Origin of the sequence: Acinetobacter sp. PC34, assembly GCF_051789135.1 — a bacterium.
In the GTDB taxonomy this organism is placed as follows: domain Bacteria; phylum Pseudomonadota; class Gammaproteobacteria; order Pseudomonadales; family Moraxellaceae; genus Acinetobacter; species Acinetobacter johnsonii.
In genome coordinates, this window is record NZ_CP196664.1 from 2,509,085 (window position 1) to 2,535,545 (window position 26,461).

Consider the following 26,461-nt stretch of genomic DNA (forward strand, 5'->3'; position numbering starts at 1 on the left):
ATTCATAAATAAAACAATAACATGAATGATTTAAGTTAACCAAAATTCGATCTAAATATTTATTCGACATATTTAAAAAACTATCTTGGCGGAGTCTTATCTTGTTTTATTCAATTTCTTCATCAGCCTGCGGCTCGCCCTACTTTTGTTTAGGCAAAAGTAGGCAAAACCATTGTCATCTGCAAAACCTGTTCATTTCTTGGATTCATTAAAATATAGCGAATAAAACATTATCTTATTTACACCATGCAGGTTGCAGATGACGTTTTCGAGTAGCATATTTCTTATCGAAATTAGATTAAATTAGAAAAACGCAAAGTAATTTACAAAATTTTACAGGATTCAATATTTACAACGGACACTTTTGTCCGTTAAATAATAGCACTTCCAAATTAAATGAAATAATCACCATGACCAGTCGTCAACAGCGTGCAGCACAAAACCGTGAAGAACTGCTCGAAGCTGCGGTTCAGGTTTTTCGTACACACGGGATCAATGCCCCCTTACAACTGGTAATTGATGCCGCCAATGTCGGGCGGGCGACGTTTTATCGTAATTTTGATGACCGTCGTGCCTTGGTGATTGCACTCATGGAACAAGCATTGGAACGTCTCGCAGTTCGTGCAGAAGCGTTTTCTCAATATGACGATGGTTTTATCCGTTTAATTGAAAACCATGTTTATAACTTGCCCTATTTAACCGCACTGATGGAGTATTGGCGGGTGATTGATCGTGATGATCCCGTCATGGTCGATATCTACGCGCGCCGCGATGCGATTTTACAGCCTTTGATTGATCAAGCCATTCGACACGGCGTATGCCGCCCCGATTTGACCACCCAAGATTACGCCATGATTACGGCCATTTTAAGGACTTCATTTCAAGGGTTGACCGATATAGAGCAACAACAACTTGCACAACGTGCAATTGAACTCTTACTCAACGGTATTCGGGCATAAAGGTCACCACTCATGACACAGCCACCGCGTTTACTCGAACCTGCGCCAAACTGGACAGCAGAAGAAAAGCCAACCCTACCCGGCTCTCCTGCCGTGATCGCGCACTCCACGCCTAAGCGCTTCATATATTTTTTTATTGGCTTGTTTGTCGCACTGTCTGCAAGTCTCAGTAATGGTTTCATTACTGCAAATTTGCCCTTAATTCAGGGTGAATATGGGCTAACACCCTCTGAGGTGGCATGGATTCCTGCGGCTTATGTGATGGCCAATGTCAGTGCGAACCTGATTCTGTTTAAAGCCCGCCAACAATATGGCCTGCGTCTATTCTCTGAAATTGGCTTACTGATTTTTATTGTAGTTTTGGTTTTACACGTCTTTGTACATACCTTTGAAATGGCCGTACTGGTACGTTTCATTAGCGGCATGGTTGCAGCACCACTCAGCTCCTTAGGCATGTATTACATTATGCAGGCCTTTAAGCGGGAAAATTTTGGTCGCAGTATCTATTTGGCTTTAGGCTTTCAGCAGCTCGGTATTCCTTTGGCATGGATCATTTCTCCGTATCTCATTGACGTCAATAACTGGAATGTCCTGTATACCTTTGAAATTGGTTTAGCCCTGTGCTGTTTCGCAATGGTGGTGTCGCTGAAGTTGCCCCGTAGTTTAAGAATTGCTGTTTTTGAAAAGCAAGACTTCTTCACCTTTGCCCTACTTGCGCCCGGTTTTGCCTTTTTGTGTATTGTGCTGACCCAAGGGCCTATCTTGTGGTGGTTTGAAGTGAAGTGGTTGGCATACCTTTTAATTGCAGGGTTTAGCCTGATTGTGATTGGTTTGGTCTATGAGCATTATCGGGTCAATCCGCTGATTATGACGCGTTGGCTGGGGACATCGTCCACGCTTCGTTTTATCATCGGCGCTTTTGCAATTCGCTTCTTAATGTCAGAGCAAAGTTATGCTGCCGTGAGTTTTCTCAAAACGATGGGCATGGGACCCGATCAATTTGTTCCGCTCTATGTGGTGATCTTTTTAGGCATCGTGTCTGGTACCTTATTTAGTGCCATCACTTTTTCACGTGAACGGATTATTTGGCACTTACTATTAGCCGAAGCTTTGGTGTTGATTGCTTGCGGACTAGATTTTCACCTTACCAGCGATATTCGCCCTTCCAACTTCTACGGCAGTCAGTTTTTGGTGGGCTTTGCCAGTGGTGTGTTTATTGGTCCACTCTTGATCACAGGGATCTTAAGCGCCATGCAAAAAGGCCCTACTCATATTGTCACATTCATTGTTTTATTTTCAGCGACTCAAACATTTGGTGGCTTAGTCGGTTCATCGTTTTACTCCACCTATCAACAAGTCCGAACACAAAACTATCGTGCTGAGATGATTCAACAACTCCCCGAAACCAATCCATTGATTGCACAGCGCCTTTTAGCGTATCAACAAAGTTCGCATACTTACACACTCGATCAGCAGTTAGAGCAACAACAAGCCTTAAAAAATCTCAATCAAGTGGTGACTCGAGAGGCTCAAGTACGTGCCTATAACGATGTGATTAGTTTCAATGGCATCGTTGCCATGCTGCTGTTGTTGTGGGGGACATTCCTAATTGCACGGAATCAATATCAACTGCGACAACAAGCGAAAATTGGTCCTGCCTAATGCCACTGCTCCCTATTTATTGAGAAATTGTTATGTCTGAAGATCAAAAACCAGTAGCACCTGCTGAAACAAATGTAACTTCTGAAAATACGCCTGAGGCTGAACAGCCAACGGCAACAGCACCCGTTACTCCTCCACCCAGCAAACTAATTCCAACAGCGAAACGTACCTTGATTTTGATGTTTTTAGTACTGATCATCGGTATTGGCATCATCTTGTGGGCGTGGAAAATTGGACCATTTGACAGTGCCGTTGAGTCCACTGACAACAGCTATGTCAAAGGCAAAACCACGGTGCTTTCTTCGCAAATTAATGGCTATGTCAAAGATGTGTTGGTCAGTGATTTTGATCACGTCAAAAAAGGACAGGTGTTGATGCATATTGATGCCACTACTTATGACCAAAAAGTCACGCAGGCTGAAGCTGGGGTGGATCAAGCGCAAAATAACCTATCTAACCAAAGCCAAAATATTGCACAGCGTAAAGCCGATATTGTGGCGGCAGAAGCCAAGGTCGAACAAGCTCGAGCAGCCTATCAACTCTCGTTGGCACAACAGCAGCGCTATCAACAGTTAGGCGACTCTGGCGCAGCGTCTAAATCAGAGCAAGACAAAGCCTTTGCCGATACCCAAAATAATTTAGCCTTACTGCAACAAGCACAGGCCAATGTATTGGTGGCGAAAGAAGCGCTCAAAACCGCACAAGTGGCTGAAACAGGACTCAAAGCACAAGTGACCAATGCCGCTGCACAGCTGGATCAGGCCAAAACCACCAAAAACTACAGCAGCATTATCGCCCCGATGGATGGACAACTGGGTGAAGTCAATCCACGCGTGGGACAATATGTGGCAGCAGGCACACAGTTGCTCTATCTGATTCCGCAGCAGACGTGGGTCACTGCAAACTTTAAAGAAACTCAAATTGCCAACATGAAAATTGGACAAAAAGCATGGTTCACGGTGGATGCCCTCAATCATCAGAAATTTACAGGCCATGTCGAGCAAATTTCCCCAGCTGCAGGCTCAGAGTTCAGTGTGCTTAAAGCTGATAATGCGACAGGTAACTTTACCAAAGTGGTACAACGCATTGCGGTACGGATTGCAATTGATCCGAATCAAACGGGCATTGAAAATTTACGCCCAGGCATGTCCGTGATTAGCTCGGTCGATACACATGCAGCAAAGGAATAATCCTGTGAAAAAAACCGCCATTTTTCACTTACACTAAGCACTCAACCTGATTGATAAAAGTCCTATGTTTGAACAGATTGCGCAGTCCATTCCCTATCAGCACATCAGTGTTGGCGGGATCAATATCAGCATCAAACGTTTAGACTTGGTCCATCCATACATTTCAGGCAATAAATTTTTTAAACTCAAATACAACCTGTTGACGGCACAGAAACAAGGCTATAAAAAACTGCTGACTTTTGGCGGTGCCTATTCCAATCATATTGCCGCGACGGCTTATGCAGCGCAGTTATTTGGATTTGAAAGTTTAGGCATTATTCGAGGCGAAGAACTAGCCAGTAAAGCTTTGAATACAACCTTAAATACAGCACAGCAATTCGGCATGCAGTTGCAGTTTGTGACACGAGAAGCCTATCGGCAAAAGCAAAGCCCAGCCTACTTGGCACAGTTACAACAACATTACCCTGATTATTATGTGATTCCTGAAGGCGGAACCAACCCTCTTGCGATTCAAGGCTGCACAGAAATTCTCTCTGATGCAGATCGACAAAATTTCGATCTGATTTGTTGTGCCGTGGGCACAGGTGGCACCATTGCGGGTCTCATTGAAGCCAGTCATTCACAGCAGCAAATTTTGGGCTTCTCCGCGCTCAAAGGGGACTTTTTGAGTCGAGAGCTAGAGCAACTGACTGAAAAACGGAATTGGCAAATTACCGATCAATATTGCTGTGGTGGTTATGCCAAAACTAATACTGAGTTATTACAGTTTATCCATGCTTTTGAACAGCAATATGACATTCCACTGGAACAGATTTATACAGGCAAAATGCTATTGGGCTTAACCGATTTAATTCAACAAGGGATATTTCCAGTAGATCATCGCATTTTAATAATTCATTCTGGCGGGCTGCAAGGTCGTTTAGCCGCACTTTAGATAGTCCTGAAAAAGCAAAAAAGATGGTCTATAATGCCCTGCTTTATTCTCCCGTGAGTGTGTCATGTCCACAAATCAATATGATGTCTTAGTTTTAGGTGCTGGTGCATCTGGCTTAATGACAGCCTATATGGCAGCTCAGCGTGGACGTAAAGTCGTGGTGGTAGAAAAAGCCAATAAAGTCGGCAAAAAAATTCTTATGTCGGGTGGTGGTAAATGTAACTTTACCAACCTTTATGTCGAACCAAGCAACTTTATTTCACATAATCCTCACTTTGTAATTTCAGCCCTCACCCGCTATACCAATTGGGATTTTATAGGCCTAGTTTGTGAATACGGCATTGAATATGAAGAACGTAAACATGGTCAGCTTTTCACCCTAAAAGGTGCCAAAGAAATTTTAGCTATGCTGTTGAGCGAGTGTGAAAAAACAGGTTTGGTCGATATTAAAACCAACTGTGAAGTGAAAGCCATCACCGCCCTAGAAGAGCAAGGTTTTCAAATTGCCACGACACTAGGTTATTTTGAAGCCGAATCTGTGGTCATTGCGTCGGGTGGTTTATCTATTCCGACCTTAGGCGGCTCAGGGATTGGCTATGAAATTGCCAAACAATTTGGTCATCATGTTTATCCAACCCGCGCGGGTTTGGTGCCTTTTACCTTCTCGGATAGCTTCAAAGAAGTGACCACACGCTTAAGTGGCAACGCGGTCGATGCGACTTTATCAAATGACTTAAACGCTTTCACCGAAGCCCTTTTATTTACCCATCGTGGACTCAGTGGGCCAAGCTCGCTACAACTGTCGAATTATTGGGATGTGGGACAAAGCTTCAAAATTGACTTCTTGCCAAGTGTGGATTTGCACGACTACTTAAAAGCTAAGAAGGACAGTCAACCCAAAGCCCTGCTGCGTACTTTACTGGGTGAACATTTCCCTAAAAGTGTGGTAGTTGAACTGCAAAACCTCATTTGGCCAGAACTGGCTGAAACAGCGATAGGTCAGCTTTCGGATGAAAAACTCGAACACATTGCAACGCGCTTGCATGCGTTTGAAGTCAAACCATCAGGAACCGAAGGCTACCGTACTGCTGAGGTGACTTTAGGCGGTGTAGACACCACTGAAGTTTCATCGAAAACCATGGAAAGTAAAAAGCAAAAAGGCTTGTACTTTGTGGGGGAAATATTGGATGTTACAGGACATTTGGGTGGCTTTAACTTCCAGTGGGCATGGTCATCTGCGCATGCCGCATCAGAATATGTCTAAGCCATCTGCTTAAATGATAAATTATTCTAAATAATCAGTGCGTAGCAGTACGCACTGCTTTTGCTTCCGCTGACGGGCAAGTGCTAAGTCCATTTTCGCAATGGCAATATGGACATGGCTCGGCTGGATCACTGAACGTTTCATCATCAATGTTTTTTTTAATATTTGTATCATCTGTTTTTTCCTTTTTAAACTGCAATTTATAAAAATAAATCGTGAAATGTCCATGCAGCTATCACAAAAGTATAGGCATGTAAGTATTTCTAATTTATGAAATATCCATATTCCACATGCATCAAACATACCAAATTAAATTTCATTCCACACTATAGACTTTTGTATTATTTTTCATCAGATTCATCCGCATCACGGCCTTCAGTTGCCGCAGTCGGTATTCTTTCGGCATTGGTATGCTTTATCTCACTAGTCTTCGGTTTTGCAAATACAAATTTATAAGCACTCACAAAAAATCCAACCGTAATACCCGCGATGATGATTGGGGCAAAATATTTATTTGGGGCTTTTTTTGACATGAGTTTACTCCAATAAAAAAACACCAACCGCCATCAGCGGTCGGTGTTTAGTGTGATTAATTTAGTCTGGATCTTTGGGGTGAACGTCAATATCTTGCTCAGCTTCACCAGTTGAACCAAAAGGTTTATTTAAAGGTTTATGCGCAGGATCGACCTCTGCTGTAGTTGGAATATCATCTGCATGTTGATATTCCTCTGCAACCGTTGGTGTATCCATTTGCTCTTTCAGTGAGGCATGCTCTTCTTTGCCTTGTGCGGATTGTGTGCTTTCAGCTTTGGCCTGATAAAGTGGATTAGGCTGACTACCTTCTTTTTTGGCTTTATCTAACAAATCGGTCAAAACCCGTTCCGCAGGTTGACGCCCACCGAGACCAAAAGCCAGTGCAAAAGCAATAGCAACCGCACCAAGCGTTAAGCCAAAGGCCAAATTCACAATCGAATCTGCGATACCCATTGCACGCAAGCCCATCGCCAATACCAAGCCAATGATCAAGACACGTACAATGTTCGCCACCCAACGAGAGCTGTTGTATTCACCACGCTCAATCACCTGAGCAACCAAGTTCGCCAGCCAGAAGCCCACGCCCAGAATGACTGCACCTAATAGGATGTTTGCACCAAACTGGATAAACATCGCAATCAAACCACTGATCTGTTCAAAGCCGAGTCGATTTGCTGCTTCAGAAACCGCAAATAGCATGGTAAAGAACACAATAAAATAACCCACAACGCAAGATGCTTTGGTGTTTCCTAAGAAACGTTGCAAGCCAACTTTGTTTGGAATGTCATCTACACCTGTTCCCGACAAGACTTCAACTACAAGACTTGCGACAAAACGTGACACCACATAGGCCAAAATTAAAATTAATGCCGCTGCAATGATGTGCGGAATTGCATTCATGATTTCATACAGCATGGCCGTCGCTGGTTGAGAAATTGCATCAATGCCTAAAGCTTCAAACGCAATAATAAGCGCTGTGATAATAACGATTGCAAAAACAAAAGATCCGAGCACTTTGGCCAAATCTGAGTTTTTAAACAGTCCTACTTTTTCAACCTGTTTTTGTACATCTAGACTTCTCAATAAACCCTCAATAATGCCCCGTACAATTTTTGCCAGAATATAGCCCGCAAAAACAATTACACCCGCAATAAAGATATTTGGCAGATACAGTACGGCTTCATTGACCATATTTTGGATCGGAAAGAGCAGCCCAGTTAGACCGAGTATCGACAAAACAATGGGTAAGAATAGTAATAAAATCAGCCAATAGACAATTTCACTGATGTTTTGACTCAGCGTACTGACTCCGACATCCTGGCTGAGCTTTTCATCTAGCTGAGTCCGATCCAGTCCTTTTTGTAAACCCACTTTGACCAGATTTGCCACAATCCAGCCAATAAAACCCACAGCAACAGCAGCCAGTAGTTGTGGAATAAACAACAAGAACTGTTGAACCATACTACTAAATGGCCCACTTACACTGGTGAGATTAAGGACATTGAGTGCACCAATCACCGCAATAATCAAGATGAGCCAAAACACAACCCGAGAGATAATATTTTCAATATTTGAGCGATGGCCGGTAGCACTGGAAAGTTTTTGGTTGGTCCCAAGTTTGGTTAAAACCTTTTTCACAGCACCTGCAATCAATAATGCAATAATCCAACCAATGATCAGGATGGCGATTGCGGACAGGATCGGGTGAAACTGGTCCCAATAATACATCGCATCAAATCGACCCTGATGCCCTACATAATCATTCATTTTGTTCTCCCTCTTGTTATGTCTACCTCACAGCGACCTTTGCTCAAATACAGATTTTAGTTTTGAAGTGATTGTCTGCCATGAGGTATGAATGTGAAATGGAATACCTTTTTGATGACTGCTAAATAAAAAACCCCTGTACATTACAAGGGCTTTAGTTACATTTAGCGGTCAGTTGCAGTCGCCGTATTGCTATCGGTGGCTACCGCTTCGTCACCTGCTGTTGCAGTGGTGCTATTATTCGGTGTTGCAGGCTCTGCACTCGGATTCGGATGTCCTGGAGGCGCCTCATTCGGATTTGGCTTGGTATCTGCAAACATATAAAGTAATAATGCGATTAAGAAAATTCCGACCAATGCCAACATATACACAGGCACGCGTTTTTTCTTTTGCCGCTCCTCTGGCGTTTGTACATGGGGCGGTTTATTGAAATCATGTGTCATAGCTCCCCCTCAATTTTCTATTATCAAGTTGTCGAATTTTTATACTAACAACTGCTTGTGTAGCATTGTGTTTCAAAGCATAGTGAGATAGTAAACAAACGATTCATCTTAAGATAAGTTATTATTTTTTAAGGTTTTAAAAACAGTCATTCATCTATCAATTTAGTGTTAAAAGTCATATAAAAAGTATTTCACCTAGGCATAGACAAAAAGAGTCTGGCGAACAGCGCTCTTCAACTGAATTTGCGCTATAATTATGCACCTTGTTTTAGCTGTTTTTGGACTTTATGGCATATCGTCAACAAAGTGTAACGCTTGATTTAGACACTGATGTTACGCACCAATGTCATTTGCACTACACGCGAGACCAACATCTTATTGGTATTATTGAATTTTCTAAGCCTAGTTATATTCTAAAATGGGGCGATCTGGAGTTTTTCCGTCGTCGTACTGAAGAGTTTTCAGTGATGCCTTTTCCTGAATGTGTCAATGCCATGATTATTGACATTCGAAATGTGCAAGCCTTTTTAGACAATGAAACCCCCATCATTCCTTGGCGCTTACTGGAAGAAGAATGTCCTGTGCGTTTAGTTGTACCACAAGACCGTTTAGATCACTATATTGGACTGTTTGAGCCAACATGGCTGACGACGGATATTGAAACGGCTATTTCTGAAATCCGTGAATATATGGATATGTTTGTGCACTAAGCACTTCTTGATACACACCTGCTCATCTCCTCCCCTTGCGATTGTGCCCCGTCATTTGTTCATAACGTACAGTCGCTTTTATTTTTTAATCCTCTGCAGAAAACGTAGGACAGTAAACCGAATCTAACTGACTTTTATATACTGCGTCATAAAACGGATCATCTTCAAAATAAAGCACTTTCCTTTGCTATTGCAGTTTTAGCATGTTCTACACGAACAAAATCCATTCTGTCATGCATCCATAACGAAACGCATAGCGAACCCTGTGGCATTAGACATTAGCCTAATAAAATGAATTATGAAACTTGAAATGGCACGCATTATGCATAATTTTCTTTTTAATATCAGAGGAATATAGCGATGCACTTATTTAAAGCATTATTAACAAAATATTAAAAATCCCACTTGAGCAGCAAAAGCAATCTCGATTAAGATGCAGACTAAGCTGTAAAAAAATACCATAAAAAGAACATCTTTTGCACAGAATAAAGCTTTAACCCAATTCTGACGTTTTTGATAAAAACAATGCAATTGATGCTGCAAACAAAAGGAGTTTGTACATGACCATGCAACGTAATCTTTCTGCCTTATTTTGTGCAAGTGCACTTGCGCTGAGCCTCAGTGCATGTAGCGACAACAAAGCACCTGCAACGGATGCAGCTAGCACTGGCGCAGATGCTTCACAGTCAGGCACTTTAGATAAGATTAAAAAATCAGGAACCATTGTTTTAGGTTACCGTGACTCCTCTATTCCATTCTCCTATATCGCAGACAACCCAAATCAACCAGTCGGTTATGCACATGATTTACAGCTCAAAGTGGTTGAAGCTGTTAAACAAAAGCTGAATATGCCTGATTTGAAAGTTCGCTATAACTTAGTCACCAGCCAAAACCGTATTCCATTGGTTTCAAATGGCACAGTCGATCTTGAATGTGGTTCAACTACAAACAACAAAGAACGCCAGCAACAAGTTGATTTTTCTGTGGGCTTCTTTGAAGTGGGTTCACGTTTACTTACTGCAACCGATTCAGGCGTGAAGGACTTTGCTGACTTAAAAGGCAAAAAATTAGTAACGACAGCAGGAACAACCTCTGAACGCTATATCCGTCAGCATGAAAAAGAACTCGGTATTGGTGAAGTGATTTCTGCTAAAGACCATGCTGAATCATTCTTAATGCTCCAAAGCGGTCGTGCTGCTGCGTTTATGATGGATGACATTTTACTTGCTGGAGAAAAATCGAAAGCCAAAGATCCAAACAAGTGGCACATTGTTGGTACAGCACCAATTCAAGAAGTTTATGGCTGTATGTTGCGTAAAGGTGACACAGGCTTTAAGCAAGTGGTTGATGATGCAATTAAAGCCACTTATAGCTCAGGTGAAATTAACAAGATGTACAACAAATGGTTTGAACAACCAATTCCACCGAAAAACATTAACCTGAACTTTGCTATGTCAGACCAACTTAAAGCCTTAATTGCAAACCCACATGACCGTGATCAGTAAACGATAAGGGAAAGATTAATGTTCACTCAGGCAAAGTTTCTTTGCCTGACCTATTTTAGGGGATTGTCATGAATTATACCTGGAACTGGGCCGTCCTTTGGCAATCCACAGGCGTCGGAGATAGCACCTATCTCAGTTGGATTTTGATTGGTTTAGGCTGGCTGTTTGTTATTGCCATTGTGGCTTGGAGCATTGCAATGGTGCTCGGAAGTATTCTCGGCATTATGCGCACGCTTCCCAATAAAACCGCACGTTCTATCGGCACTGGTTACGTCACCATTTTTCGTAATGTACCGCTACTGATCCAATTATTTATTTGGTTTTATGTGGTGCCGAATTTCTTACCTGGTCCGATTAAGTCATGGTGGATTAATGATTTAAGTGCAGGAACAACAGCGCTGATTTCAGCCAGTATTGGTCTTGGACTGTTTACCGCAGCACGTGTCTGCGAACAAGTCCGCACAGGTATTGAAGCCTTACCGACAGGACAGGTGAATGCAGGTTATGCCATGGGGTTTAGTACCGCACAACTATACCGCTATGTCATTTTACCGCAGTCCTTCCGTACGATTTTGCCGCCTCTGAGCTCAGAGTTGACCAACTGCGTCAAGAATACTTCTGTGGCCTCTTTGGTTGGGGTCTCCGAGATTATTTCTCAGATGAAAACCATCAGCGAATATACACAGAACACCATCGAAATCTATACCTATGTCACGATTATTTTCATCGTTATCAACGTGTGCCTAATTACCTTAATGACGCTGCTTGAAAAACGCTTACGTGTCCCAGGTTTAATTGCAGGAGCTAAATAATGGAATGGCTCACCGCATTTACCCATGATTTGCAGTTATCTGCACCTGCCCTATGGCATGGTTTAAGCATCACTTTAAAAGTGGTCTGTATTGCCACCATTGGCGGTATTTTCATTGGCACGCTGTTGGCACTGATGCGTTTGTCTTCAATTCGCGTCCTGAATTTAATTGCCCAAGGCTATGTCAATTTATTTCGCTCGATTCCACTGCTGTTGGTATTGATGTGGTTCTACTTTGCTGTACCGTTCATCTACACCACAGTCACGGGAAGTTACCTGACCATTGATACCGCTTTGGTCTCAAGTATTGTAGCGTTCATGCTGTTTGAAGCGGCTTATTTCTCAGAAATTGTACGTGCAGGGATTCAATCAATTCCTAAAGGACAGTCTGCCGCGGCTTATGCACTAGGCATGACCTATGGTCAGTCCATGCGTTTAATCATTTTGCCGCAAGCCTTTCGTAAAATGACACCGCTGCTGTTACAGCAAACCATCATCTTATTCCAAGACTCGACCATGGTGTACGCCATTGGCCTACTCGACTTTTTCCGCACCAACTACGTGCGGGGCGATTTGATGTCTCTATTAACGCAATATATTTTATTTGCAGGCCTAGTGTATTTCACCATCAGTATGCTAGCCACATATGCAGTAAAACGATTACAAAGGAGGTTAAGCGTATGAGCGACCAAAAAGTAATGATTGACCTCCAAAATGTCAGTAAATGGTATGGCGATTTTCAAGTATTAACCGATTGCACCACACAAATTTGCCAAGGTGAAGTGGTGGTGGTCTGTGGTCCATCCGGCTCAGGCAAATCGACCCTGATTAAAACAGTGAATGGACTGGAAGATTTCCAACAAGGTCAAATCACAGTCGATGGAATTCCCATCAAAGACCCGAAAACAGATTTGACCAAATTACGCAGTCGCGTAGGCATGGTGTTTCAGCATTTCGAGTTGTTTCCACATCTCAGCATTACTGAAAATTTAACCATTGCCCAAATTAAAGTATTGGGACGCTCTGAAGCTGAAGCGAAAAAGAAAGGCTTAGGCTATTTAGAACGGGTTGGGCTGAGTGCACATGCACATAAATTTCCAGCACAACTTTCAGGTGGACAACAACAACGTGTCGCAATTGCCCGTGCATTAAGCATGGATCCGATTGCCATGTTGTTTGATGAGCCGACATCGGCACTTGACCCTGAAATGATTAATGAAGTTCTTGATGTGATGGTCGAGTTAGCACATGAAGGCATGACCATGATGTGTGTCACCCATGAAATGGGCTTTGCCCGCCAAGTGGCCAACCGTGTGTTGTTTATGGATCAAGGTAAAATTGTCGAAGACTGTAGCAAAGATGATTTCTTTAACACCAAACGTGGTGATCGTGCTCAACAGTTTTTAGACAAGATCTTGCACTAGCACAGACGTGTTATCCCACATTAAAAAAGCAGATCGTGTGATCTGCTTTTTTAATTCACGCTCTAGTCTAAAACCAAGCGCGCATTGGTGGCTTGAACAGGACGATTATTCGGATACCCCATCAGTGCAGCGAAGTTTGCGATTTGCTGTGCTGATGCCTGCTGAATATCTTTTAAGACCACCCAACGTACACCTTCAGTACACGGTGGTGTCGTGAGCGAACCATTAAAACGGTAGTACTCGCGATGTGTCGGCAGAAATTGATCTGCGTTTAAATTGAGTGCTTTCTGGGGTTGCCTATACTGCTGCCATAGTCCATCAAGTGCTTGATTCTTTTTCCCTTGTTCATACATCACTGCAACCACAGCCAGCTCCCCTTTTTCAGAAGCATGGACTAAATGTAATTCCATTGGAAAGTTTTTGCCGTGGATCGTATTTTCTGAAGGGCTATGTAAATGCATTTGTAATAATTGAAATCGTTCTCCTTCTAAACTTAAATAACTGCCTTGATGAAAATTGGCTTGTAAAGTATGAGGGAGCTTCACGATACTCGTTGCAGCCGTTTTATAATCAAAATCAAGTGCCGCAAGGTCTGCTGAAATAACATGCTCAATATTAATGGGCGATTGATTATGCCCCGCACAAGTTTGGTATTTGCTATTGAGCTGGCTCCAATACTGCGGTGCTGTTTGTGCTTGATAACCCCAATCCGAAGTTACTTCACTACTGGCCCAAGCCATCACACATGGGAGACCAAACAATGTTGCTATTAGTTTTTTCTTCATCATAATCCATCAAAAAATATCAGTTTAAAACGCCCCAATATCCTCTAAGAAATCACGCTCAAGCAGCAAAACCTAAAATGCCAATTCTGCCTGCTTGTCTTTGTTTTTTGTGCAAACTCTGTAATCATGACTTTTCAGCAAAAAGCCAATATTGCCCGACTATTTTGTCTCGTTTTAGATGTAAAACGATGAAATAGGACTGATCATATATGACAATAATTACAATTAATTACATGCAGTTATGTGATTATTCACCTTTTATCCGTGATAAATTAAAATAAGAATGAGAAAATACAATCATGTTTAAAATCTTTCACTGATGCACAATCAGCACGCACATTTCATGGCATGAGCGTTCCAAAAGAGAACAAAGCAACGGAGACTCAGCTCACAATAGCTGCTGACCGAATTTTTTTATCATTTTTTGTGTTGCTACTTTTTGGGTTTAACTTAAGAGATAAAATATACACCTGTATATTTAAAATAAAGAAACTTAGATAAACATAATATATTCATAAACTTAATATTAACTTATATTTTAACCCATGCACCACTGCAATGCACAAACACCATCATGGTGCATAGTTTTGCTTTATATCGAGTCTTGTTATTTTTAAGCAAAACTTAATCAATATTTCCTTTTTGCTGAAATCTTCACGAAATTACAAGCATCAGTATACTGGGTTTCTTTTTGCAAAATTTTGCACTCAAATGGAACCCAAACATGCAAAATATTGACTTACTTTTTCTTCTTCTTGGTGCGGTTTTAGTCCTTGCCATGCATGCAGGCTTTGCTTTTTTAGAACTAGGGACAGTTCGTCATAAAAACCAAGTCAATGCTTTAAGCAAAATTTTAACGGACTTTTCACTTTCTGCAATCGCCTACTTCTTTGTAGGTTACTATATTTCCTATGGACACCATTTTTTCCATATTGGGGATACCTTAGCGGCGGATCATGGCTATAACCTGATGCGCTGTTTTTTCCTGCTCACTTTTGCAGCCGCAATTCCAGCGATTATTTCTGGCGGTATTGCCGAGCGTGCTAAAATGCGCTCACAAGCGATTGCAACCGTGTTATTAGTGGCCTTGGTTTATCCTTTTTTTGAAGGGATCGCGTGGAATGGCAACTTTGGTTTACAGCAGTGGCTACAAGATACTTTCGGCGCAAGTTTCCATGACTTCGCAGGTTCAGTGGTTGTACATGCTATGGGAGGCTGGATCGCTTTGGCTGCGGTGGTTTTACTCGGTGCACGTGATGGACGCTACAAGAAAGATGGTCGTGTCAGTGCGCATCCTCCTTCCTCTATTCCTTTCTTGGCTTTAGGTTCATGGATTTTGATCGTGGGTTGGTTTGGCTTTAACGTGATGAGTGCACAGCGTTTAGATGCAATTTCAGGACTGGTCGCGATTAACTCACTTATGGCAATGGTTGGCGGAACCTTGGCAGCCAACTTCGCAGGAAAAAATGACCCAGGCTTCTTACACAATGGGCCCTTAGCTGGTCTCGTTGCAATTTGCGCAGGTTCGGATGTCGTACATCCGATTGGGGCATTGGTGATTGGCGCCATTGCTGGACTGATTTTTGTCAAACTTTTCACCTACACCCAAAACAAGCTGAAAGTCGATGATGTACTCGGAGTATGGCCTTTGCACGGCGTATGTGGTGCCTTTGGTGGGCTTGCAGTCGGGATCTTTGGTCAAAAATGGCTTGGGGGCTTAGGCGGTGTTGCGATGATGTCACAGCTGATTGGTACGCTCTTAGCAATTGGTATTGCTGTTATTGGTGGATTGGTGGTCTATGGCGCTTTAAAAGCCACGATGGGCATCCGTTTAAGCCAAGAAGATGAATTCCGCGGTGCAGATTTATCTATTCATAAAATCTCTGCCAACTCAGATGACAGCATGTTCTAAACGCATTTGCATTTTAGTGCGGCTCACATGGGCCGCTTTTTTTTATTCCTATTGAACATTATAAGGGGCTTTTAGCTTTCTAAATAATCAAAAATCTCGGACAATGCCGTGATACTCGGTGCAGTCATCTGTACTGAAGGAACATGAAAGCCTGATAGCCACAGCGCTTGCATTCCTGCCTGCTGCGCACCTTGTACATCATTAATAGGATGATCACCGATAAATAAGCACTGCTCCACCTCAACAGCCAATTGCTGTGCGGTGTCAATAAAAATATCAGCTTGGGGTTTGGCTTGACCAAACAATCCAGAGCTATTAATCACATCAAAATAATGCTGAAAGCCCAAGCCATTTAATATAGACAGCCGTGTGGCATGACCGCCATTTGAAATAATGGCGAGTTTATATCCTGCTTGCTTTAGACGGGTCAGCGTTTGTTCAGCCTCAGGCATCGCCACAGCACTATGACCAAACTGTGCAAACCAAAAATTGCTTAACTCTTCTAAATGTGGAGGCGCCTGCCAGTTTAACTCCTGTAGCAAAGCGTAAGCCACTGAAGCACCAATACTGGGATGGGTTAAATACTCTTTTAAGGGATAGCCACCATTGTCGATCCGATTCACAATCGACTCAATCTGCTCCACATCAACGCAGTTAAGTTGGCTTTGATAAGTATCGGCAAGATCTTGACTAAAGGTCGCAACACTTCGCCCACGATGCGTCAAGGTATTATCCAAATCAAATAGAACAGCACGTATCGACATGTTTAAACCTCATGTGTTTGAGAGCAAATCTAACACTGAAACGACACTTTGTATTCGCCTTAAAACGATAACCAAAACACAGATCATGCTAAAGTAGATGAAACAGCGTTTATGTTAAGCCTCGTTTAAGCTGACACTGTTGGAATAGCGCTTATTTTTAGAACATGGCCTCACTTGTGTCGGATCAGCAACGTTTTTTCATCCTTCAGTTTTTTATTTTGACGCTGGGTTTTGCCATATTGTGGCTGCTCTTCCCTGTGGCAGGCACCATCGACTTACAACTAATTCACCCCTTTATGGATCAAACTGGTCATTTTCCACTAAAGCGCGACTGGGCCTTAGCAGAACTGAATCACCGTTATGTCAAAGACATCATCATCGCGGTGTATGTGATTTATTTGCTGAAATGGCTCGCTTCATATAAAAGGGCTACGTTCAAGCCCCAGCGTTGGCAAAATGGCTATTTCATTGGCTTAGTCCTCATCAGTACCAGCCTCATTGGGATTTTAAAATCACAATCCGCACATGCCTGCCCATGGGATATGACTCTGGCCACGGCACATGATTTCTTTTGGGACTTATCCGCCAGCGCAGGGCATTGCTTCCCTGGAGGACATGCCGCAACAGGTTTTGCGCTCTTTGTGGGATATTTCGTATACCGTCTAAATGAACCCAAACGCGCGTGGTTTTATTTGCTTGCTGCCCTAATTCTAGGCTTTGTCATGGGTTGGGCGCAAATGATGCGGGGTGCACATTTCCTCAGTCACAATTTATGGACCGCGTGGGTAATTTGGCTGGTCAATGTACTGGCATATGCGCTGTGTTATAAGCAGTTTATACAGTCCAGCCCAAATCAAGCAGAAACTACAGTTTAAAAATCACTTGAACTTTTAAGCCGCCCAATCCTGTACTTTGTCCAAAGTGCAGTTTGGCGCCAATTTTTTCTGCGGCTTTATCGACAATGGATAAACCCAATCCACTGCCGACTTCCAGATGGTGATGTACGCGATAGAAACGCTTTAAGATATGATCATAAAGTTCTGGCGCAATCCCCGGCCCACTGTCTTCAATTTGAACAATGGCTTGCTGATCTTGCTGATAAATAAAGACATTAATCACACCCTGTTCAGGCGTATATTTAATCGCATTATCTAAGAGATTATAGATAATAGAATGTAAGGCTGAACTTTGAGTTTCTATCCAAAGTGCTTCATGCTGTTCCAAGCCCAAATCAATGTTTTTGGCTAGCGCCAGCTCCATCAGTTGCTCCATACATTCAACCGCCACATCACTTAACCCTAGTCTTTGTGTAGGTTCTAAACTTGGTACAGAAGCATCCTGTTTTGCCAAATTGAGCAGTTGTGACACCAAATGTTGAATCCGAATTAAGCCTAGACTTAAGTTTTTTAACGCTTGGTGTTCTGGAAATTCATGCAACAAAATTTTCATTTGCAAATTCAGTGCGGTAATGGGGGTTCTGAGCTCATGCGCTGCGTCGGCAATAAATTGCTTTTGTTCTTGTTGCGACAGCGAAATTCGTTCAAATAAACGGTTCATTTCATTGATGGTCGGAAGAATTTCCAAAGGATAACCATCGGGCCGAATCTCACTCAGTTCATGCGGTTCACGCTGTGCAAGTTCCGCTTTAAACTCATCTAAGGGCTTTAGACTACGCCCAATAATCCAACTCAGTCCCCATAAAGCCAAAGGCATAAACAGTAAATATGGAATCAACATATTAGCCGCCAGCTCTAAAGCCAGCTTTTGTCTTACACTGCGCTGTTGGCTGACTTGAATCTGGTACTTCTCTGTTGGCAGCACATAGGTATTCCATAAGCCTTGTGCTGTATGGTGAGTATAAAACCCCGCTTTTTTAACGGGTTGTATTAATAAATCAAACTCATGTTGCCGTTGTTCAGGCAGTCCATACGACCAGACATCTACAAATAAATCTTCTTCGTGATAGTGTCTGTCCGCTTCAAACTCGCTCTTAATTGGAGCGGGATCATGCGCTGCAACACGCTCTGCCAAATTACGCATTTGTGCATCGAGGATCTCATTGGTCTCTTCAAGGGCAATGCGATACGCTGCAATCACCAACAAACAGCCCATCACAATACTAAATAAAGAGGTATAGGTAATCAGTTGACGCTTTAAGGAAACAGGAGTCGACTTCACCATTTTATGCTTCAACCTGCCCCAAACGATAGCCTAGCCCTCGAATGGTACGGATAAAGTCTTTGCCAAGCTTGGCACGCAAATGGTGAATATAAACTTCAATGGTATTGCTGTTAATTTCCGAGTCAAGGTCATAGAGCTTTTCTTCCAAATTGGTTTTGGAAAAAATTTTATTGGGATGACTGACCAGAGGAATTAAAATAGCCCATTCACGGTTCGACAAATCAATAGTCTGCCCTTTGTACTTGGCTAAGTGCAAATCTTCATCTAACTCTAGACCTGCATAACTTAAAGTCTGGCTTTGCTTGTGCTGTTTTAACGCTCCACTGCGACGTAATAGCGCATGAATACGTGCCAGCAACTCATCAAACTCATAAGGCTTAATTAAGTAATCATCCGCGCCATGGTTTAAACCATCGACTCGGTTTTGTAACTGATCTCGTGCCGAAATAATCAACACAGGCAAAGTCGGATAAAGCGAACGGATATTTTTTAGAACCTGCATCCCATCCATCATCGGTAGGCCCAAATCCAGCAACACCACATCAAATGGATATTGTTGTAATTGCTTTAAACCATCAAAACCATTGTTGACCCACACCACATCAAACTGCTGATAACGCAGCAGCGTTTGTGTGGACTCAGCAATCATAAAATCATCTTCAATAATCAATATTTTTGACATGTTCTAAGCGCTCACTTTGGTCGCGGTACAGTGTTCTAACATATTATTTTTTGAATCAATCACCGTACTTTTTACCCCAAGTAAACTCAATAAGCTTGGGAACAAATGATCTTGGCTTAATTCTTGGCTTTTTTGTTGCCCTAAGCAAGCGATTTGTTGCGGATTCTGCTTTTGCCATGTTTCTGAAAACCACATCAGCATCGGCACGTGGGTCTGTTGGCTCGGTGCAATAGCATAAGGTGAACCATGTAAATACAGCCCGTGCTCACCAGTCGACTCACCATGGTCAGATAAATACCAAAAACCGGTCTCAAAGTTTGAGTTTTGCTTTAATACACCGATCAGTTGACTCAACACATGGTCGGTATAAACAATGGAGTTGTCATAACTATTTTTCAGCTGTTCAGGTGTGCAGGCTTGAATGGCATTGGTTTCACACATCGGTTGGAAAGGCTGAAACTTAGGCGTTGAACGCTTATAGTAAGCTGGTCCATGACTGCCCATTTGGTGTAACACAATTAAACGTGGCGTTTTATCATCAGCCGCAATACCAGCCATATAGGCTTTTAAGCTATCCACCAAAATTTCATCGGTACATTCGCCATCGGCTGAACACCATTTTTTCTGTATCGGTTCTGGAATTTTATACTGTTCAACCCGATCACAAACGCCTTTACAGCCAGAGTTATTGTCAATCCATGTCACTTTGTAACCAGCACGCTGTGCAAGATCTAATAAACCTTCACGGTGGTGCGCTAACTGTGCATCATAGTTTTCACGTGGCATGCCTGAAAACATACAAGGCACAGAAACCGCAGTGGCTGTCCCGCAAGAACTGACTTGATTAAAGTTGATGACATTGAGTTTTTCCAGCTCAGGATTGGTCTTTTTCGCATAGCCATTTAAAGAAAAACTTTCTGCACGTGCCGTTTCACCGACCACCAAAACCATCAATTTCGGCAAGTTTTGCTGTCCGACTTGCTTCATCAAATGAGCATCTTCACCATAAGTCACTAACGGTAAATGCTGCTGTGGTCGATTCTTTTTATAATACGACAGGGTTGAACTGATCGCATTTTGCGGTGAAATCATCCCTTTGAGATCACGATGCTCACGGAAAATCGCGGCATAATCAACAAAGAAAATAAACAACATGCCTGCAATCAGTAAAATAGAAACTGCACTACCGAACAGCTTGTGCAGTAACACGGTTTTAAAAGGATCACGGCGGATTTTAACCTTAAATAAAACGACTAAAGGTAGCACCACCATCGCCCCAATCCACAGTACTAGACGCCATGACAACAAGTCGCGCACTTCATTGCCATCGGTTTGCATCATGTTTTGGATCTGATCTGGTGTGATCGAAACGCCTAAACTGTTGACAAAATACGCACTCATTCCACCAATGATGATCAATAACGCAGCCAACCCTTTAGCCATCGGCCGCCACTGTAACAGCTGAAAAACCAAATGATAAAAAGCCAACACCACCAAAATGGTAGCGCCGATAAAGGCATAAGCTTTGAAATCATGATACGGTGTAAGCAACTGAACTTGCTTATAGAACATCACGTTTAAAACCACGGCTAACCACAGCGCCAAATAGATGTTAAAGCGCGAAAGTGAAACTTCTTTAAAAATAGACTGCAAATTGAACATTTTAAATCATGTCTTGCTGAGCGGATGCCCCAATGTAGTTTTCTAAACTTAAAACTCGCTTAAATAAAAAAGGCGCTGTGGCCGAATATATAAAGTCATACCGATCAGTTAAGCAATCAGATGCCCTTTTTGAGCCGCCCAATATTATTTGATACGCGGAAACGTCATCCGCAACCTGCATGTCCATTTAAAAGGAATATTTTTGCAGAATGATCATTTAAATGCAGAAAAGCAAAAGGTTTTGCGGATGACAAATGTTTTTGGTTCTTTTGGCTACGCAAAAGAACGGACGAGCTCCAAATATTAAATTTTAAAATACGAAGATTCCATCATGAACGACAAAAAGTTAAGGAGTTTCTATAAAACTCCTTAACTGATCAGCATTAATCTGTATAGACTTTACCCTTTTCTATCACTTAAACATTAAAATTTGTATTCAATCCCTGTGCCTACTACAGGTTGTTTGGTTTCAAATGATGCTTGTTCAAGCGTCAAAATCCCTGCGTAACCATAAGCTTTAACTTGCTTGGTAAAGGCATAATCAGCACCTGCAATAAACTGCTGTGCATCAAAGTCATCTTTAGATGTTTTAAAGCTGGTTGAGTTTTGACTGTATTGAGCTTTCACTGTCCAAGCTTTGGCAGTCGGTAAGTTATATTCAGCCCCAACCAACCAGCCTTGTGCGTCGTCTATGGTAGCTGCGACAGCATCATTACCTTGTACATCCGCCACTTCAGAAGTTTGATATAAGGCTTTCAACGCCAAACCATTATTCAGATTTACTCGGCCAATGGCACGCAAAGTATCAGCTGCTGCAAAGGCACTACCTGCCACCCCGCCAGTCACTTCAGGCGCTGAAGCATTCAAAGTGCCACGTCCTGCAAAGGTTGACGGAATGGCCTTATCATAACCAATCCCTGCAACAAACTTTTTACTGTCATAGACCACTGATGCTGACCAAGCATCGCCCAGACCACGCCCTGCAACTTTTGCACCGCCTTTAGATTTTTCAATACCACCAGCTTCACCTGTTGCTAACAGTGCCGCAGCTTTCAGTTTACCTGCGCCCACTCCCCAAGCAGGTGTTTCATAGACCAGCACATTATCAACTCGGTTTTCACCCGTGAAAATCCCCGCCACATCGGCTTTATTGGCCACATAGTTATTAAAGGTATCCACCACTGAAGACAGTTGTTTAACGGGGGTATCAATTTTACCGACTTTCAATGTACCCAATTTCTGGTCTTGTAAGCCAACGAGTAAATTACGCGGAACGAAAGTATCCGTGCTACCACCATTGTCCACATAGAAGGTAAATTCAGCTTGGTATAGTGCATTTAAGCGATCTGTCAGTTTCTCTTCGCCCTTTAACCCCAAAAAGGAGTTGTTAGAGTTCAACTCGACCACATCTCGGTCTTTATTTGGCGAAGCATTGTCTTCAGGTAAATAATCGGCCGTGACATCAATTTCACCATAAAAAGTAGGTGCTGCGAATGTTACCCCTGCCACTAAACTTAAAGCGATTGCGGCTGCAATTTGTGTTTTCATTATCAAAATATCCTACGGTAAATTTGTTACAAATATTACCGTTCAGACATATATGACAGAACAATTAAAAAATTATTTAGTTATATTTTTTAATTTTTTACATCATTATTTAGCACTTTTTATGATTTATTTATGAATGAATTATGAAAGGTCTGAATGCATCGCAATGCCACGCCATTTGAAGATAAACCACAGGCTCAACATCGCAATGACTACAATCATACACAGATAATTAAAATAGCCGAGCCAATCTCCCAATAGACCGCTCACACTATACAAACCACCACTGACAGTGGCCATCAACGCTACTTGAAAAGTAAAGTCCGTGCCTGCCATATGTTTACGACTGTACTGCATCACTAGGGTGAGCATGACCACCAACAGCATCGATGAGGTCATATCTTCAAAGGCATTGATCAGATATATCAGCCACGGCTGCATACTGTGCTGGTTTTCATATTGAAAGGCCAACCATGTATAAGCCGCCAGACTGAATATTTTTAGCACCGAATACAGTACTAAAGCCGTGTCACGGCGAATCAACTTCAAACTATAACCCGCAAGTCCTGCACCGATTAAGGCGGCACATGCACCCAACATGGTGACATAAAGCCCTATCTGAGAAAAACTCAGACCCAAATCGACCATCAAAGGCTTCAAAAGTGGCCCTGCTAAACCATCAGCAATTTTAAAGCTCAATAGCACTGCTAACCATGCTGCAAGCAAAGGACTCTGGACAAAATAAGCCAAATAGTTTTTGATCTGCTGGAGATTAAAAGGTGTGGTCTGAGCTGCTGAAACCTCTCGATGCTTTGGCTCTGGATAAATTAAAATCGGCAGCGTGTTTATAAAGACCATTGCCGCCAGCATCAAAAAAGTGCTCTGCCAACTCAGCCAATCTAATGCCCACAAGATTGCTCCACCACCGACAATAAAACCCAGACGCGATCCAATCACCTGAAAGGTATTGCCCCAGTGCTGTTGCTCCCCTTTTAAAATATTGACCGCCAATCCATCGGTTGCAATATCTTGCGTTGCCCCTAGAAAATTCATACTCAGGAGGCCCACAAAGAAAGCCCATAAATAAATAGGTTGATTTAATCCATCAATCGGGAGGAAAGATAGTCCGATCAGCACCAGCACCGTAAGGAACTGCAATGGAATAATCCAACTCCGATAGTGGCCGAAACGAGTGATCCCAAAACGATCCAGTACAGGTGCCCAAAACACTTTGATCGACCACGGCAACATCAGCAGTCCGAAGCCTCCAATCTGTGCCAATGACACACCCTGTGCTCTTAAAATGACGGGCAAGGCATGAGTCATAAACCCGACGGGTAAGCCCTGCGCCCAATACAATGAAAACAGCAAAATATATACATTGCGAGTCTGTAGCATGCTGTTCCTATATACATGGATTGGTCAAAATATTCATCTGAGATCGCTATCCCTTCACTTTTTTTGCCAATGAATTCAAGCCGATCAGTGCTTATGATGAGATCATATACATCTTGGTCGATTGAGTATAATAACAATGAACCAATATTTTCCAGAACTACCAGATCAAGTTCCAAGTCGTAACTCATCTGCATTCACTCGCGCTATTTTTAAGCAGCTTTATTTGGCGCAAGGTTGGCGCTTTGTTGGCGAATTTCCCAACCTGCCTAAAGCGGTAGCAATTATCTCGCCGCATACCTCCAATATCGATGCATGGCATGGCTTTACGGCTCTACTGGGCTTAGGCCTCCAAATCACCATTTTTGGCAAGAACAGTTTGTTTCATACCCCACTGAAACCTTTACTTGAGTGGATTGGCGTCATTCCTGTCAATCGTAGCCATGCCCAAGGGTTAACCCAAGACATTATCGATATTATTCACAGCAAAGAAAAAATTTGGTTCGGGATGGCACCTGAGGGCACACGTAAGCAAGCCGAATCCATCCGTAGTGGCTTTTATCGCATTGCGTATGGTGCACAGATTCCAATTGTGATGTTTTCCTTTGACTATGCGCAAAAAACTATCCACTGCTTGGGCGTGTTTCATCCCACAGGGCATTTTGAGCAAGACCTAGAGCATATTTTAGATCTGTATATCGGCAAATTTTCAGCCAAGAACCCAAAATGGTTAGCCAAGCCTTTACAAAAACGCTTAAAAAATAGCTAGTAAATCAAGGTCGAATCTGCTGAGATGTGCACCATTATTTGTTTTGCGTTTTAGTATTTTTGACCATGAATTTTGCTCGTTTATCTCTGATTGGTGCACTCACACTGACTATGGCAGGATGTGATCTTGCATCAAAGAAAACACCAACAACAACTCCCATTCAAGCTCGTGAACCTGTGATTGCGATTGCACTCGGCGGTGGCGGTGCCAAAGGCTTTGCACACATTGGGGTGCTTAAAGTTTTAGAGTCACATGGTATTAAACCTAAAATTGTCACAGGAACCAGTGCGGGAAGTTTTGTGGGCAGTATCTATGCCAGTGGTAAAACGCCTTTCCAACTTCAGCAAATTGCCTTGACCTTAAAAGAATCGGACATTCGAGACTTAACCCTCAACTCCCAAGGGTTTGTTCAAGGTCAAAAGCTGCAAGACTATGTCAACAAACACGTCGGCAACAAACCGATTCAACAGTTCCCTATCCGCTTTGCTGCGGTGGCGACCCGTCTTGATACTGGACGTAAAGCCGATTTTATCAAAGGCAATGCAGGCCAAGCAGTACGTGCCTCATGCAGTATTCCGAACGTTTTTGTACCTGCAGTGATTGGTGGAACCAAGTATGTTGATGGCGGTCTGGTCAGCCCAATTCCAGTCAAAACAGCCAAGGACATGGGTGCGGATATTGTGATTGCTATTGATATTTCAGCGCGCCCTGTCGGTAACAAACCCCTCAATATGTGGGGCTTGCTCGACCAGACCATTAATATTATGGGGCAGCAAAGCATCAATGAAGAATTGAGCCAAGCGACTGTGGTGATTCAACCCAAAGTCGGACACTTGGGCACTTTGGACTTAAAAGCCAGCAATCAATCTATTTTAGAAGGTGAAAAAGCCGCTCAGCTCAAAATTAAATCGATCGAAAAAGCCATTGTCGATTTTAAAAAGACCCCAGCTGCTTTTAAACCTGCGCCCAAAGCCAAATTCTAAAAAATTTGATTTTTAATATTCAAAGACTTATTCATCTGCTAAATTGATATAGATGCTTCTGCATCTATATCCCTATAACGAATATATGAGTAGATGTATGGAATTTGCTTTTGAACCTTGGCACTGGTTTGTATTGGGCGTTCTGTTAATGTTATCAGAGCTGATTCTGCCTGCTTTTGCCGCATTGTGGTTCGGTATTGCGGCCATTATGGTCGGTATTCTGTACTGGATGTTCCCCATGATGGGTGTTACCACGCAGTTTGTGACGTGGATTATTTTGTCGATTTTATGCACTTTACTTTGGTTTAAGTTTATTAAACCGCTTTCGACTGACAAAACCAAAGCAGGACTGTCTCGCGAAGCAACCATCGGTCAAATTGGCATGGTGATTCAAGCGAGTCCTGAAAATGAACACATTCGCGTTCGCTTTCCCATTCCAGTACTCGGTTCAGATGAATGGAACTGTCGTACTTTAGATAAAGTCCACGTCGGCGACCGAGTGCGTGTCGTTGAAATACTGGGCAATGATTTAATGGTCAAAGCACATCTCTCAACCAACGAAAATAGATAAAAGTGA

General features: G+C 42.6%; 26 protein-coding genes. 15 read left to right on the plus strand and 11 right to left on the minus strand.

Going from position 1 to position 26,461, the window contains the following annotated elements; translation table 11 throughout:
• Positions 1-410: 410 nt before the first annotated feature.
• The 5 genes from ACSC9N_RS12260 to ACSC9N_RS12280 all read left to right on the plus strand — a co-directional run bounded on the left by ACSC9N_RS12260 (position 411) and on the right by ACSC9N_RS12280 (position 6,009).
• Positions 411-959 carry a TetR/AcrR family transcriptional regulator gene (locus ACSC9N_RS12260; RefSeq protein ID WP_058952159.1) on the plus strand — a complete coding sequence of 183 codons (549 nt, stop codon included), beginning with the start codon at positions 411-413 and terminating at the stop codon, positions 957-959.
• Between the two features lie 12 nt (positions 960-971).
• Positions 972-2,621, plus strand: a complete 1,650-nt coding sequence (locus ACSC9N_RS12265; protein ID WP_058952160.1) for an MFS transporter — start codon at positions 972-974, stop codon at positions 2,619-2,621.
• A gap of 32 nt (positions 2,622-2,653) precedes the next feature.
• Entirely contained in the window at positions 2,654-3,811 is a 1,158-nt protein-coding gene (locus ACSC9N_RS12270; RefSeq protein WP_439036043.1) for an HlyD family secretion protein, read from the plus strand.
• Positions 3,812-3,875: 64 nt separating this feature from the next.
• Positions 3,876-4,745: a 1-aminocyclopropane-1-carboxylate deaminase/D-cysteine desulfhydrase gene (locus tag ACSC9N_RS12275; RefSeq protein ID WP_058952162.1), complete on the plus strand. Its 870-nt coding sequence runs from the start codon at positions 3,876-3,878 to the stop codon at positions 4,743-4,745.
• Positions 4,746-4,809: 64 nt separating this feature from the next.
• A complete protein-coding gene (locus tag ACSC9N_RS12280) occupies positions 4,810-6,009 on the plus strand; it encodes an NAD(P)/FAD-dependent oxidoreductase (protein ID WP_058952163.1) in 1,200 nt (399 codons plus the stop codon).
• Between the two features lie 21 nt (positions 6,010-6,030).
• Here the strand turns inward: ACSC9N_RS12280 and ACSC9N_RS12285 are convergent, their stop codons facing one another.
• The 4 genes from ACSC9N_RS12285 to ACSC9N_RS12300 all read right to left on the minus strand — a co-directional run bounded on the left by ACSC9N_RS12285 (position 6,031) and on the right by ACSC9N_RS12300 (position 8,753).
• Positions 6,031-6,183, minus strand: a complete 153-nt coding sequence (locus tag ACSC9N_RS12285) for a hypothetical protein (protein ID WP_164996887.1) — start codon at positions 6,181-6,183, stop codon at positions 6,031-6,033.
• A gap of 167 nt (positions 6,184-6,350) precedes the next feature.
• Positions 6,351-6,542 (minus strand): hypothetical protein, encoded by a 192-nt coding sequence (locus ACSC9N_RS12290; protein ID WP_058952164.1) that lies wholly within the window; start codon positions 6,540-6,542, stop codon positions 6,351-6,353.
• A gap of 61 nt (positions 6,543-6,603) precedes the next feature.
• The gene (locus ACSC9N_RS12295; RefSeq protein WP_058952165.1) at positions 6,604-8,310 is read right to left on the minus strand and encodes a mechanosensitive ion channel; all 1,707 of its coding nucleotides are present in this window, start codon (positions 8,308-8,310) and stop codon (positions 6,604-6,606) included.
• Between the two features lie 164 nt (positions 8,311-8,474).
• Positions 8,475-8,753, minus strand: coding sequence for a hypothetical protein (locus tag ACSC9N_RS12300; protein WP_058952166.1), 279 nt, complete (start codon positions 8,751-8,753; stop codon positions 8,475-8,477).
• 287 nt (positions 8,754-9,040) lie between these two features.
• On the opposite strand from ACSC9N_RS12300, the gene ACSC9N_RS12305 reads away from it, so the two are divergent.
• The 5 genes from ACSC9N_RS12305 (at position 9,041) to ACSC9N_RS12325 (ending at position 13,203) form a co-directional block, all read left to right on the plus strand.
• A complete protein-coding gene (locus ACSC9N_RS12305; protein ID WP_004694572.1) occupies positions 9,041-9,463 on the plus strand; it encodes a hypothetical protein in 423 nt (140 codons plus the stop codon).
• A 560-nt stretch (positions 9,464-10,023) separates the two neighbouring features.
• Positions 10,024-10,968 (plus strand): transporter substrate-binding domain-containing protein, encoded by a 945-nt coding sequence (locus ACSC9N_RS12310; RefSeq protein ID WP_010326225.1) that lies wholly within the window; start codon positions 10,024-10,026, stop codon positions 10,966-10,968.
• Between the two features lie 68 nt (positions 10,969-11,036).
• Positions 11,037-11,780 carry an amino acid ABC transporter permease gene (locus tag ACSC9N_RS12315; RefSeq protein WP_058952167.1) on the plus strand — a complete coding sequence of 248 codons (744 nt, stop codon included), beginning with the start codon at positions 11,037-11,039 and terminating at the stop codon, positions 11,778-11,780.
• Positions 11,780-12,463 carry an ABC transporter permease subunit gene (locus tag ACSC9N_RS12320; RefSeq protein ID WP_058952168.1) on the plus strand — a complete coding sequence of 228 codons (684 nt, stop codon included), beginning with the start codon at positions 11,780-11,782 and terminating at the stop codon, positions 12,461-12,463. Before ACSC9N_RS12315 ends, ACSC9N_RS12320 begins: the two co-directional genes overlap by 1 nt.
• A gap of 14 nt (positions 12,464-12,477) precedes the next feature.
• Positions 12,478-13,203 (plus strand): amino acid ABC transporter ATP-binding protein, encoded by a 726-nt coding sequence (locus ACSC9N_RS12325; RefSeq protein WP_171253719.1) that lies wholly within the window; start codon positions 12,478-12,480, stop codon positions 13,201-13,203.
• Between the two features lie 62 nt (positions 13,204-13,265).
• Here ACSC9N_RS12325 and ACSC9N_RS12330 read toward each other — a convergent pair whose 3' ends face one another.
• The gene (locus tag ACSC9N_RS12330; protein ID WP_058952532.1) at positions 13,266-13,988 is read right to left on the minus strand and encodes a carbonic anhydrase; all 723 of its coding nucleotides are present in this window, start codon (positions 13,986-13,988) and stop codon (positions 13,266-13,268) included.
• A 724-nt stretch (positions 13,989-14,712) separates the two neighbouring features.
• Between ACSC9N_RS12330 and ACSC9N_RS12335 the strand changes: the two genes are divergently transcribed.
• Positions 14,713-15,900 carry an ammonium transporter gene (locus ACSC9N_RS12335; RefSeq protein ID WP_058952170.1) on the plus strand — a complete coding sequence of 396 codons (1,188 nt, stop codon included), beginning with the start codon at positions 14,713-14,715 and terminating at the stop codon, positions 15,898-15,900.
• A gap of 71 nt (positions 15,901-15,971) precedes the next feature.
• Here the strand turns inward: ACSC9N_RS12335 and ACSC9N_RS12340 are convergent, their stop codons facing one another.
• Positions 15,972-16,664 (minus strand): HAD family hydrolase, encoded by a 693-nt coding sequence (locus ACSC9N_RS12340; RefSeq protein ID WP_058952171.1) that lies wholly within the window; start codon positions 16,662-16,664, stop codon positions 15,972-15,974.
• Between the two features lie 164 nt (positions 16,665-16,828).
• Here ACSC9N_RS12340 and ACSC9N_RS12345 point away from each other — a divergent pair, with 164 nt between their 5' ends.
• Positions 16,829-17,539 (plus strand): phosphatase PAP2 family protein, encoded by a 711-nt coding sequence (locus tag ACSC9N_RS12345; RefSeq protein WP_058952172.1) that lies wholly within the window; start codon positions 16,829-16,831, stop codon positions 17,537-17,539.
• Here ACSC9N_RS12345 and ACSC9N_RS12350 read toward each other — a convergent pair.
• From ACSC9N_RS12350 to ACSC9N_RS12370, 5 genes are all read right to left on the minus strand, one after another.
• Entirely contained in the window at positions 17,529-18,845 is a 1,317-nt protein-coding gene (locus tag ACSC9N_RS12350; protein ID WP_058952173.1) for an ATP-binding protein, read from the minus strand. The two genes, ACSC9N_RS12345 and ACSC9N_RS12350, sit on opposite strands and share 11 nt — an antisense overlap.
• Before the next feature lies 1 nt (position 18,846).
• Positions 18,847-19,527: a response regulator transcription factor gene (locus ACSC9N_RS12355; RefSeq protein WP_058952174.1), complete on the minus strand. Its 681-nt coding sequence runs from the start codon at positions 19,525-19,527 to the stop codon at positions 18,847-18,849.
• A gap of 3 nt (positions 19,528-19,530) precedes the next feature.
• The gene (locus ACSC9N_RS12360) at positions 19,531-21,189 is read right to left on the minus strand and encodes a phosphoethanolamine transferase (protein WP_058952175.1); all 1,659 of its coding nucleotides are present in this window, start codon (positions 21,187-21,189) and stop codon (positions 19,531-19,533) included.
• Positions 21,190-21,612: 423 nt separating this feature from the next.
• On the minus strand, positions 21,613-22,737 hold the full coding sequence (locus ACSC9N_RS12365; protein ID WP_058952177.1) for a porin: 1,125 nt from the start codon (positions 22,735-22,737) through the stop codon (positions 21,613-21,615).
• A 141-nt stretch (positions 22,738-22,878) separates the two neighbouring features.
• Positions 22,879-24,135, minus strand: a complete 1,257-nt coding sequence (locus ACSC9N_RS12370; RefSeq protein ID WP_058952178.1) for an MFS transporter — start codon at positions 24,133-24,135, stop codon at positions 22,879-22,881.
• Positions 24,136-24,271: 136 nt separating this feature from the next.
• Between ACSC9N_RS12370 and ACSC9N_RS12375 the strand changes: the two genes are divergently transcribed.
• From ACSC9N_RS12375 to ACSC9N_RS12385, 3 genes are all read left to right on the plus strand, one after another.
• Positions 24,272-24,901, plus strand: a complete 630-nt coding sequence (locus tag ACSC9N_RS12375) for a 1-acyl-sn-glycerol-3-phosphate acyltransferase (protein WP_058952179.1) — start codon at positions 24,272-24,274, stop codon at positions 24,899-24,901.
• A gap of 65 nt (positions 24,902-24,966) precedes the next feature.
• A complete protein-coding gene (locus ACSC9N_RS12380; protein ID WP_004981268.1) occupies positions 24,967-25,884 on the plus strand; it encodes a patatin-like phospholipase family protein in 918 nt (305 codons plus the stop codon).
• 97 nt (positions 25,885-25,981) lie between these two features.
• Positions 25,982-26,455, plus strand: a complete 474-nt coding sequence (locus ACSC9N_RS12385; protein ID WP_004981271.1) for an NfeD family protein — start codon at positions 25,982-25,984, stop codon at positions 26,453-26,455.
• Positions 26,456-26,461 lie beyond the last annotated feature (6 nt).

Excerpts from the sequence above, each read along its gene's own strand:
- ACSC9N_RS12260 (WP_058952159.1), top strand. The coding sequence starts at position 411 with ATGACCAGTCGTCAACAGCGTGCAGCACAAAACCGTGAAGAACTGCTC.
- ACSC9N_RS12265 (WP_058952160.1), top strand. The coding sequence starts at position 972 with ATGACACAGCCACCGCGTTTACTCGAACCTGCGCCAAACTGGACAGCA.
- ACSC9N_RS12270 (WP_439036043.1), top strand. The coding sequence starts at position 2,654 with ATGTCTGAAGATCAAAAACCAGTAGCACCTGCTGAAACAAATGTAACT.
- ACSC9N_RS12275 (WP_058952162.1), top strand. The coding sequence starts at position 3,876 with ATGTTTGAACAGATTGCGCAGTCCATTCCCTATCAGCACATCAGTGTT.
- ACSC9N_RS12280 (WP_058952163.1), top strand. The coding sequence starts at position 4,810 with ATGTCCACAAATCAATATGATGTCTTAGTTTTAGGTGCTGGTGCATCT.
- ACSC9N_RS12285 (WP_164996887.1), bottom strand. The coding sequence starts at position 6,183 with ATGATACAAATATTAAAAAAAACATTGATGATGAAACGTTCAGTGATC.
- ACSC9N_RS12290 (WP_058952164.1), bottom strand. The coding sequence starts at position 6,542 with ATGTCAAAAAAAGCCCCAAATAAATATTTTGCCCCAATCATCATCGCG.
- ACSC9N_RS12295 (WP_058952165.1), bottom strand. The coding sequence starts at position 8,310 with ATGAATGATTATGTAGGGCATCAGGGTCGATTTGATGCGATGTATTAT.
- ACSC9N_RS12300 (WP_058952166.1), bottom strand. The coding sequence starts at position 8,753 with ATGACACATGATTTCAATAAACCGCCCCATGTACAAACGCCAGAGGAG.
- ACSC9N_RS12305 (WP_004694572.1), top strand. The coding sequence starts at position 9,041 with ATGGCATATCGTCAACAAAGTGTAACGCTTGATTTAGACACTGATGTT.
- ACSC9N_RS12310 (WP_010326225.1), top strand. The coding sequence starts at position 10,024 with ATGACCATGCAACGTAATCTTTCTGCCTTATTTTGTGCAAGTGCACTT.
- ACSC9N_RS12315 (WP_058952167.1), top strand. The coding sequence starts at position 11,037 with ATGAATTATACCTGGAACTGGGCCGTCCTTTGGCAATCCACAGGCGTC.
- ACSC9N_RS12320 (WP_058952168.1), top strand. The coding sequence starts at position 11,780 with ATGGAATGGCTCACCGCATTTACCCATGATTTGCAGTTATCTGCACCT.
- ACSC9N_RS12325 (WP_171253719.1), top strand. The coding sequence starts at position 12,478 with ATGATTGACCTCCAAAATGTCAGTAAATGGTATGGCGATTTTCAAGTA.
- ACSC9N_RS12330 (WP_058952532.1), bottom strand. The coding sequence starts at position 13,988 with ATGAAGAAAAAACTAATAGCAACATTGTTTGGTCTCCCATGTGTGATG.
- ACSC9N_RS12335 (WP_058952170.1), top strand. The coding sequence starts at position 14,713 with ATGCAAAATATTGACTTACTTTTTCTTCTTCTTGGTGCGGTTTTAGTC.
- ACSC9N_RS12340 (WP_058952171.1), bottom strand. The coding sequence starts at position 16,664 with ATGTCGATACGTGCTGTTCTATTTGATTTGGATAATACCTTGACGCAT.
- ACSC9N_RS12345 (WP_058952172.1), top strand. The coding sequence starts at position 16,829 with ATGGCCTCACTTGTGTCGGATCAGCAACGTTTTTTCATCCTTCAGTTT.
- ACSC9N_RS12350 (WP_058952173.1), bottom strand. The coding sequence starts at position 18,845 with ATGGTGAAGTCGACTCCTGTTTCCTTAAAGCGTCAACTGATTACCTAT.
- ACSC9N_RS12355 (WP_058952174.1), bottom strand. The coding sequence starts at position 19,527 with ATGTCAAAAATATTGATTATTGAAGATGATTTTATGATTGCTGAGTCC.
- ACSC9N_RS12360 (WP_058952175.1), bottom strand. The coding sequence starts at position 21,189 with ATGTTCAATTTGCAGTCTATTTTTAAAGAAGTTTCACTTTCGCGCTTT.
- ACSC9N_RS12365 (WP_058952177.1), bottom strand. The coding sequence starts at position 22,737 with ATGAAAACACAAATTGCAGCCGCAATCGCTTTAAGTTTAGTGGCAGGG.
- ACSC9N_RS12370 (WP_058952178.1), bottom strand. The coding sequence starts at position 24,135 with ATGCTACAGACTCGCAATGTATATATTTTGCTGTTTTCATTGTATTGG.
- ACSC9N_RS12375 (WP_058952179.1), top strand. The coding sequence starts at position 24,272 with ATGAACCAATATTTTCCAGAACTACCAGATCAAGTTCCAAGTCGTAAC.
- ACSC9N_RS12380 (WP_004981268.1), top strand. The coding sequence starts at position 24,967 with ATGAATTTTGCTCGTTTATCTCTGATTGGTGCACTCACACTGACTATG.
- ACSC9N_RS12385 (WP_004981271.1), top strand. The coding sequence starts at position 25,982 with ATGGAATTTGCTTTTGAACCTTGGCACTGGTTTGTATTGGGCGTTCTG.